This is a genomic window from Citrobacter sp. wls826 (assembly GCF_005281245.1).
Taxonomy (GTDB): Bacteria; Pseudomonadota; Gammaproteobacteria; order Enterobacterales; family Enterobacteriaceae; genus Citrobacter; species Citrobacter braakii.
This window is the reverse complement of the sequence record NZ_SZWS01000027.1, coordinates 138,491-146,971: the sequence shown is the minus strand read 5'-3', so window position 1 is coordinate 146,971 and position 8,481 is coordinate 138,491. Positions and strand designations below refer to the sequence as shown.

At 54.4% G+C, this 8,481-nt stretch carries 8 protein-coding genes; 1 reads left to right on the top strand and 7 read right to left on the bottom strand.

What is annotated here, in order from left to right; genetic code table 11:
* From FDW87_RS22005 to poxB, 3 genes are all read right to left on the bottom strand, one after another.
* Positions 1-147, bottom strand: a 147-nt coding sequence (locus FDW87_RS22005; protein ID WP_252363059.1) for an NAD-dependent epimerase/dehydratase family protein, incomplete at its 3' end; no start/stop codon positions are given.
* Positions 148-157: 10 nt separating this feature from the next.
* Positions 158-1,159, bottom strand: a complete 1,002-nt coding sequence (ltaE, locus tag FDW87_RS06555; protein WP_137379553.1) for a low-specificity L-threonine aldolase — start codon at positions 1,157-1,159, stop codon at positions 158-160.
* Positions 1,160-1,195: 36 nt separating this feature from the next.
* Positions 1,196-2,914, bottom strand: a complete 1,719-nt coding sequence (gene poxB / locus FDW87_RS06550) for a ubiquinone-dependent pyruvate dehydrogenase (RefSeq protein ID WP_016156946.1) — start codon at positions 2,912-2,914, stop codon at positions 1,196-1,198.
* A gap of 152 nt (positions 2,915-3,066) precedes the next feature.
* Here poxB and FDW87_RS06545 point away from each other — a divergent pair, with 152 nt between their 5' ends.
* A complete protein-coding gene (locus FDW87_RS06545; protein WP_016156945.1) occupies positions 3,067-3,501 on the top strand; it encodes a DoxX family protein in 435 nt (144 codons plus the stop codon).
* Positions 3,502-3,573: 72 nt separating this feature from the next.
* Here the strand turns inward: FDW87_RS06545 and FDW87_RS06540 are convergent, their stop codons facing one another.
* From FDW87_RS06540 to FDW87_RS22000, 4 genes are all read right to left on the bottom strand, one after another.
* Positions 3,574-5,190: an FAD-NAD(P)-binding protein gene (locus FDW87_RS06540; RefSeq protein WP_049269025.1), complete on the bottom strand. Its 1,617-nt coding sequence runs from the start codon at positions 5,188-5,190 to the stop codon at positions 3,574-3,576.
* 201 nt (positions 5,191-5,391) lie between these two features.
* Positions 5,392-6,360: an NADH oxidoreductase gene (gene hcr / locus FDW87_RS06535; protein ID WP_137379552.1), complete on the bottom strand. Its 969-nt coding sequence runs from the start codon at positions 6,358-6,360 to the stop codon at positions 5,392-5,394.
* Positions 6,361-6,370: 10 nt separating this feature from the next.
* Positions 6,371-8,023, bottom strand: coding sequence for a hydroxylamine reductase (gene hcp / locus FDW87_RS06530; protein WP_016153657.1), 1,653 nt, complete (start codon positions 8,021-8,023; stop codon positions 6,371-6,373).
* 155 nt (positions 8,024-8,178) lie between these two features.
* Positions 8,179-8,481, bottom strand: a 303-nt coding sequence (locus tag FDW87_RS22000) for a lysine exporter LysO family protein (protein ID WP_252363051.1), incomplete at its 5' end; no start/stop codon positions are given.

Sequence of the window (8,481 nt, the reverse complement as noted above, 5' to 3'; positions counted from 1 at the left end):
GCAGCTGACGTTGGCCAACTGCTGCTTTTCCAGCCGCTCGATGCGGCGTGCCGCAGCCAGCACCTGATGCCCTTGCTGACTGAGCGCCTGTACCAGATGCTGACCAATGTAGCCACTGGCGCCAAGAACCAAAATCCGTTGCGGCACGCCCATCTCCTTAGCGGGTTAAAAAAGCGCGCCAGTGGGCGACGACTTCAGCAAGCTGTTCACGCGATACGTCCAGATGCATCACCAGACGCACAATCGGCGAGGCGTTAATCAGCACGCCTTGCGCTTTCATGTACTCGCCCAGTGCCGCAGCGTGTTCTTCGCCAACGCGGACAAACAGCATGTTGGTGTCGTGGCGCATGACGTCCGCTCCTGCTTCGCGCAGTTGTTCCGCCATCCAGGCGGCGTTGTCATGGTCTTCTTGTAAGCGCGACACGTTATTTTTCAGCGCATACAGTCCCGCCGCCGCCAGAATACCGGCCTGACGCATTCCGCCACCGGTCATTTTACGCCAGCGAATGGCGCGCTTGATGTACTCGTGGCTGCCGACCAGCAGTGAGCCTACCGGCGTTCCTAAACCTTTGGAGAGACAAATGGTGAACGAATCGCAGTATTGCGTGACATCTTTTAACTCACAGCCATAGGCGACGATGGCGTTAAAAATACGCGCGCCGTCGACATGCAGCGCAAGATTGCGCTCACGGGTAAATTCCCAGGCCTCTTTCAGATACTCGCGTGGTAGCACTTTGCCGTTGTGGGTGTTTTCCAGGCTGAGCAGACGCGTGTGGGCAAAATGGATATCGTCCGCTTTGATTTTTGCCGCCACTTTGTCCAGCGGCAAAGAGCCATCCGGCATGGCGTCGATAGGTTGCGGTTGAATGCTGCCGAGTACCGCTGCGCCACCCGCTTCGTAGAGATAGTTATGCGCGCCCTGACCGGCGATATACTCTTCCCCGCGCTGACAATGGCTGAGGAGAGCCACCAGGTTCGCCTGAGTGCCAGTGGGTAAGAAAATTGCGGCTTCTTTGCCAGCAAGCTCGGCTGCGTATTGCTGGAGGGCATTAACGGTAGGGTCATCACCGTAGACGTCGTCCCCGACCGGGGCGGCCATCATCTCTTCGAGCATGGCGCGACTTGGTCGGGTGACGGTATCACTGCGTAAATCAATCACGGGCATTCCTTTTTAAGTGAGGTAATGCCCTCTGTTTTACCTGAGCCAGTTAGTTTTCGCCAGTTCGATCACTTCATCACCGCGCCCGCTGATGATTGCGCGCAGCATATACAGGCTAAAACCTTTAGCTTGTTCGAGTTTGATCTGCGGCGGGATCGCCAGTTCTTCTTTCGCGACGACCACATCGACCAGCACCGGACCGTCAATCGACATCGCCCTTTGCAGCGCTTCATCAACCTCTGAGGATTTCTCCACGCGAATGCCCGTAATGCCGCAAGCCTCGGCAATCCGTGCGAAATTTGTATCGTGCAGTTCGGTGCCGTCGGTCAGATAACCGCCAGCTTTCATCTCCATCGCCACAAACCCCAAGACGCTGTTGTTGAAGACAATAATCTTCACCGGCAGCTTCATTTGCACAACCGACAGAAAGTCGCCCATCAGCATGCTAAAACCACCGTCACCGCACATTGCGACAACCTGACGTCCCGGTTCGGTCGCTTGTGCGCCGAGCGCCTGGGGCATGGCATTGGCCATCGACCCGTGGTTAAACGAACCGATCAGACGGCGTTTACCGTTCATTTTCAGATAACGTGCTGCCCACACCGTTGGCGTGCCAACGTCGCAGGTGAAGATGGCGTCGTCAGCGGCAAAGTGGCTGATCTGCTGCGCCAGATACTGCGGATGAATGGCTTTATCGCTGGGTTTGGCTAAATCATCCAGCCCTTTACGCGCCTCACGATAGTGTTCCAGCGCTTTATCCAGGAACTGCCGATCGGTTTTTTCTTCCACCAGCGGCAGCAGGGTGCGGAGTGTGGATTTAATATCGCCTACCAGCGCCATATCAACTTTACTGTGCGCGCCAATGCTTGCCGGATTGATATCGATCTGAATAATCTTGGCGTCGGTGGGGTAGAACGGGCGATAGGGGAACTGGGTACCGAGCAGGATCAGCGTGTCGGCATTCATCATGGTATGGAAGCCGGATGAAAAGCCAATTAGCCCGGTCATGCCCACGTCGTAAGGGTTGTCGTACTCAACATGCTCTTTACCACGCAGGGCGTGCACAATCGGCGCTTTTATTTTAGCAGCAAACTCAACCAGTTCTTTATGCGCACCGGCGCAGCCGCTGCCGCACATCAGGGCGATATTGCTGGAGTAGCGTAGCAGTTGCGCTAGTTTTCTGAGCTCTTCTTCTTCCGGAGTGACCACCGGGAGCGGCGCATGATACCAGTGAGTGCTGGCGCTTTCTGGTGCTGGCTTCAGCGCAACGTCGCCGGGTAATACCACCACGGAGACGCCGCGGTTGAGCACCGCTTTACGCATGGCAATTGCCAGCACCTGTGGGATCTGCTCAGGGCTGGAAACCAGCTCGCAATAGTGGCTACATTCGCGAAACAACTCTTGCGGGTGGGTCTCCTGAAAATAACCGCTGCCTATCTCACTGGATGGAATGTGAGCAGCAATTGCCAGCACCGGGACGTGGTTGCGGTGGCAATCAAACAGGCCGTTAATCAGGTGCAGGTTGCCTGGTCCACACGAGCCTGCGCAGACGGCCAGTTCTCCCGTCAACTGCGCTTCAGCGCCCGCGGCGAAGGCCGCAACCTCTTCATGACGGGTTGGCATCCAGTCAATCGTTCCCATACGATTCAGACTGTCACTAAGGCCATTTAGCGAGTCACCCGTCACACCCCAAATGCGTTTAACGCCAGCTTGTTCGAGTGTTTTAGCAATAAAAGCGGCAACCGTTTGTTTCATGGTTTTCCTTCTCCTTTAATGTGATACCGGTTACAAGTTTAGATGAAGATAATAGTTATGCTTATCATTACCTCTTATTTCCGGCAGGTTTCATTAAGCCTGTATTAAGCGTAGTTTGTTATTGGACATGGTGAAAAAAGGAATAAATTCAAATGGTTATAAAACTATTAAATACAGTTAACCGGGTACTGACTCATGAAGATTTTGGCAAGTTTTTGTTACGTATTGCCGTGGGGGGATTAATGCTGTTTCATGGGCTGCATAAACTGTTCGCGGGTATTGATGGCATCAGTGGCATGCTGATAGCGAAAGGTTTCCCTGGCTTTATTGCGTATGGCGTTCTGCTGGGAGAGGTTGTGGCACCGTGTCTGATTATTCTTGGGATCCTGACGCGTCCGGCGGCGTTGGGGCTCGCGTTTACGATGGTGGTGGCATGGCTGATGGTCGGGATGGGTGAAACCTGGTCACTGGATAAAACCGGCGCATGGGCAATTGAAAGTCTGGTGTATTTCTTCATCGGCGCTCTGGCCGTGGCATTTTTGGGCGCGGGGCGTTTCTCCGTTGCCGGAAACTCGGCCTGGCGATAGTTTGCCATCCGAGAATCAAGACAGAGGCGGGGACGCGATAACCTATCTCCGCCTCGCCATTAAGTCTGGCCGCTAATCCATCTCGTCACTGCTCCACAGTTTGTGCCGACGTTTCAGTGCTCGTTGCGTCAATGCCTTTGCCATCGCCGCACCTATTTCAGCGCTAACCACCAGCCCCTGAATAAAGGGACGGTCGTGCATCAACCACGGCAGTCCGCCAAAGGCGATGCGGTTGCGGGCGTTTTCCGGCGCTTGCAGCGTGTAATCTTCGCCGATATCCGGGATCTCATCGCCACAGGCCAGCAGTTGATCGCGTAGCGTTGGGAACGGAATATCTTTGCTCTGCAATGCCCGTTGTCCTCGGGCGTCAATAAATACATCAAATTCACTGCGCTGACCGTGGTGGTAAATGACCGTCCTTTCCTGCTCATTTGTACGCTCATAATCCTTGCCGAGTGCGAGGATCTCAATCAGCCCGGCATCGTGCAGAGCCAGCAATCGGCGGATAGATTCAGACGGGATTGCTGCATAGTTATCAATAAAGACACGCGCCAGTCCGCGCCTGAAACGTTTTTCGTCGCGAGCATCAAGATGAGGAACGATCTCTTCAATAACCTCGTGTAGGCGCAATAAGGTATAGCGCCAGGCGACGGTATGTTGTTCCTGCTTGTTGCGTTCAACCTCCACCAGGTTACGCCTCGCCCAGTCAAAAGGGTCATGCTTGAGCCTGTCGGCAAAATAGACCTCGGGGAATGTGTCGGCGTTAAGCGTTGCAAGTGCTACCTGTTGGCACCACCCTGGGGCCGCGTCTTGCAGTTGTTGCACAATAAGCCGGAAGATGCGGTCCAGTAATCCGTTTTGGCCCTCGGCAATGGCGTTTTCAATCGCTTCTTGCGTCGCGATATTCAGCGGTTCATAGGGAAGAGGGCAGTAAAAATCCGCTTCAGGCAGCACACCGCTGCGCGACATCAGGGTCAGCTTCAGGTTTTGGCTGTCGGGTTTACGCGTGAACTGCAGTGAACGGTCGGTATTGGTGGTGAAGGTACCATGCTGACTGACCACGGCCATCGCCGCGTCGATAGCGCTTAGCGAGGTGCCCAGAATACCCACCCTGCAAGCGCTAATCTGCGCCTCCATCAGGCCGGTCCACGGACTGGGGAAAAACTTGCGTGCTTGAGCATCAGTTTCTGGCCACAGATGACCGCTGGCGATAGCGGCGAAATCCACTTCGACGGGCTGTGACGCGTGATTGATCCACAGGGAGACCCCAGTCGGGTTTGCTTGCAGGTCGGTGACTTTACTTGATTCATATACGCGAATTGTGAACCCGGATCTTTGCGCTTTATCGACAATGGCTAAAAAACGATCGCGATAATAGTCGCCGAGGATCACCCGGGGCAAAAATTGCCGCTCATGCAAAGATGTACGTTCAAGCCGAAACTGCGCCAGGTATTCATCGCTTTGATTCTGTAGCCACGTCAGATAACTGATATAAATCGGCGGGATCTCAATGCTGGCTATATTGGCCAGCATGTGGTCTGCGTTGTTGTCGCTGTTATAAGGCATGCCTACGCCAGCTTCCTCAGCTTGCTCATAAAGCTGTATCTCCAGCGGTTCACCGCGCTCAACGAGGGCATGAAACGTATAAATTCCGGTGGGACCTACGCCGACGATGGCCACTTTTTTCATGGGGATCCTTTGTAGAAAGTTCGACGTGGTAGTCGGGGTTTTGCTTAACCTGTGCCAGGTAAGTGTGGTCGATAATTCGCGAGAGGAAGACGGTATTTTGCCTGGGAGGGTGAAAAAATCGGAATTTTGCAGCGTCTGACAGCATAAAAAAAGGCCACCCGATATAACCGGGTAGCCTTTTGCACATCAGATATCGGTCAATTACGCCAGCACTAAATCACCCTGCGGATGACAGGAGCAGGCCAGCACATAACCTTCAGCAATTTCTGCGTCGGTCAGCGTCATGGTGCTGCTGACCGTGTAGTTACCGTCAACCACTTTGGTTTTGCAGCAGCCGCAAACGCCCGCACGGCATGCGGCGACAACCGGCACTTTATTGCTTTCCAGCGCTTCCAGCAGCGTACTGCCTACCGGCGCATAAAACTCTTTTGCCGGCTGCAGTTTTGTGAACTTCAGACCGCTGGTGGCGACTTCAGCTACCGGGGTGAAGAACTGCTCTTTAAAGAAGCGTGTCACGCCCAGCGCGTTGACTTCTTTCTCGACCAGATCCATATACGGCGCCGGGCCGCAGGTCATCACGGTGCGCGAAGCCAGGTCCGGTACGCTTTGCAGCAGTTCGGTGGTCAGTCGGCCGGAAACAAAACCGTCAGTGGCATTGTTTTCAGCAACTAAGGTCACCGGATACTCGCGCCATTCGTCGACAAAAATGACATCTTGCGGTGAACGAACGTTAAAGATCACCTGCACATCTGCTTGTGGGCGGTATTTTGCCAACCAGCGACGCATTGACATGATTGGCGTGACGCCACAGCCAGCGGCCAGCATCAGGAACCTGTCTTCCGCTTTATCTTCACAGGTGAATTCACCCATTGCATCGGACAGCCAGATATAGTCGCCGCGCTTCACGTCGCGGGTTAACCACTGTGAGCCTGCGCCATCGTCAATGCGGCGGATGGTCAGCGTGATATATTCGCTAACGCCCGGCGTTGAAGAAAGGGTGTAAGCACGCAGCGTGTCCGCTGAATTACGCACGCTGACCAGTGCATACTGCCCGGCGCGGTACGGATAATAGTCGTGGCACAGCAACGAAATTGTCCATACATCCGGCGTTTCCTGATGGATGTGATGAACCTGCATCCGCCATGGGCACTGATGAGTTGGCATTGTCATTCTTTACTCCTTACGCGCTCAGCAGTTGCTTCATGTCTTCTTCAACGGTGGTCACGGAACGCAGACCGAACTTCTCGTTGAGAACTGCCAGCAGGTCCGGCGTGAAGAAGCCTGGCGCAGTCGGGCCAGTGACGATGTTTTTCACACCCAGAGACAGCAGGGTCAGCAGAATGACAATCGCTTTCTGTTCGAACCAGGAGAGCACCAGAGACAGCGGCAGATCGTTCACGCCACAGCCCAGTTTCTCAGCCAGGGTTACTGCCAGGATGATGGCAGAGTATGCATCGTTACACTGACCTGCATCGACCAGACGCGGCAGACCTTCGATATCGCCGAACTCCAGTTTGTTGAAACGGTATTTACCGCACGCCAGGGTCAGGATCAGGCAGTCGTCCGGCACGCTGGTGGCGAAGTCGGTGAAGTAGTTACGTTCGCCACGCGCGCCATCACAACCGCCAACCAGGAAGATGTGACGCAGTTTTTCGCGGCTTACCAGGTCGATCAGGGTATCAGCCGCGCCCAGCAGAGTCTGACGACCGAAACCAACGGTGATCAGGTGCGGAATTTCGCTGTACGGGAAGCCCGCCATTTGCTGAGCCTGAGCAATTACCGGAGCGAAGTTGTCGCCTTCGAGGTGGCTTACACCCGGCCAACCGACGATGCTACGAGTCCAGATACGGTCATCGTAGGCGCCAACGGTTGGGTCGATGATGCAGTTAGAGGTCATTACGATTGGGCCCGGGAAGCGGGCAAATTCAACCTGCTGATTCTGCCAGCCGCTGCCGTAGTTACCGATCAGGTGTTTGAACTTACGCAGTTCCGGGTAGCCGTGCGCCGGCAGCATTTCACCGTGGGTATAGACGTTAACGCCGGTACCTTCGGTCTGCTCCAGCAGGTTGTACAGATCTTTCAGGTCGTGACCGGAGATCAGGATGCACTTACCTTCGGTTGCTTTGACGTTGACCTGAGTTGGCGTCGGGTGGCCGTATTTAGTGGTTTCGCCAGCATCCAGAATGCTCATCACTTTGAAGTTCATCTGGCCGATTTCCATTGAGCACTCCAGCAGAGCGTTCATATCGGAAGGCCAGGTTCCCAGCCATGCCATGATTTTGTGGTACTGAGCGTAGATGTCGTTGTCGTACTGACCGAGAACGTGCGCGTGCTCCATGTAAGCTGCCGCACCTTTCAGGCCGTACAGGCACAGCAGACGCAGGCCGAGAATGTTCTCGCCAATGGCTGCTTTGTCTTTGTTCGGGGTAAATTCAGCGGCCTGACGTTGCAGGTCGCCCAGATCATCGCTGACCAGTTGCAGATCGGCCATCGGGTTAGCGACAGCTGCGTTCGCGTCGATGTTCAGGCATTGCGCTTTCAGGGCGTCGCGCATGGCGATAGCTTCACGGGCATAGCCAACAATCCGCGGGGAATCGAAGTTAACGTTGGTCAGCGTGGAGAAGAATGCACGCGGCGCAAAGTTATCAACCTCATGGTCGATGATGCCGTATTCACGTGCCTTAACAGCCCATGCAGACAGACCTTGTAGGGAAGCAATCAGCAGATCCTGCAAATCGGAGGTTTCAGCCGTTTTACCGCACATACCCTGCGCGTAAGAGCAGCCGTTTCCTGCCGGAGTACGGATGGTTTGTTCACATTGCACACAAAACATGGTCACACCTTTTAAAGTTATATTTAATATACATGTTTAAGGTTATTCCTGTGCGCGAAGGTATAAAAGGGATTTCTGCTACAACTTGCAGGGAGATTGATTTAGCGCAATTTTGGCGGTAGATGACTACCGCCAGAGAGGTATTTGTCCTGACTTCAGGCGGAGAAAAACGCCATCAGCAAAGGCACTAACAGACTCAGAATAAAACCGTGGACGATGGCTGCCGGAACCATCTCCAGACCGCCGCTGCGTTGGAGCACCGGTAAGGTGAAATCCATTGATGTCGCGCCACATAGCCCCAGCGCGGTTGAGCGGCTGCGGCCCACCATTCCAGGAATCAACATAATGGCAATCAGTTCGCGGGCCAGGTCATTAAAGAAGGCGGCGCTACCAATCACCGGCCCGAACGATTCGGTTAACAGAATACCGGACAGGGAGTACCAGCCAAAACCAGACGC

Excerpts from the sequence above, each read along its gene's own strand:
- FDW87_RS06540 (WP_049269025.1), bottom strand. The coding sequence starts at position 5,190 with ATGAAAAAAGTGGCCATCGTCGGCGTAGGTCCCACCGGAATTTATACG.
- FDW87_RS06545 (WP_016156945.1), top strand. The coding sequence starts at position 3,067 with ATGGTTATAAAACTATTAAATACAGTTAACCGGGTACTGACTCATGAA.
- hcr (WP_137379552.1), bottom strand. The coding sequence starts at position 6,360 with ATGACAATGCCAACTCATCAGTGCCCATGGCGGATGCAGGTTCATCAC.
- hcp (WP_016153657.1), bottom strand. The coding sequence starts at position 8,023 with ATGTTTTGTGTGCAATGTGAACAAACCATCCGTACTCCGGCAGGAAAC.
- poxB (WP_016156946.1), bottom strand. The coding sequence starts at position 2,914 with ATGAAACAAACGGTTGCCGCTTTTATTGCTAAAACACTCGAACAAGCT.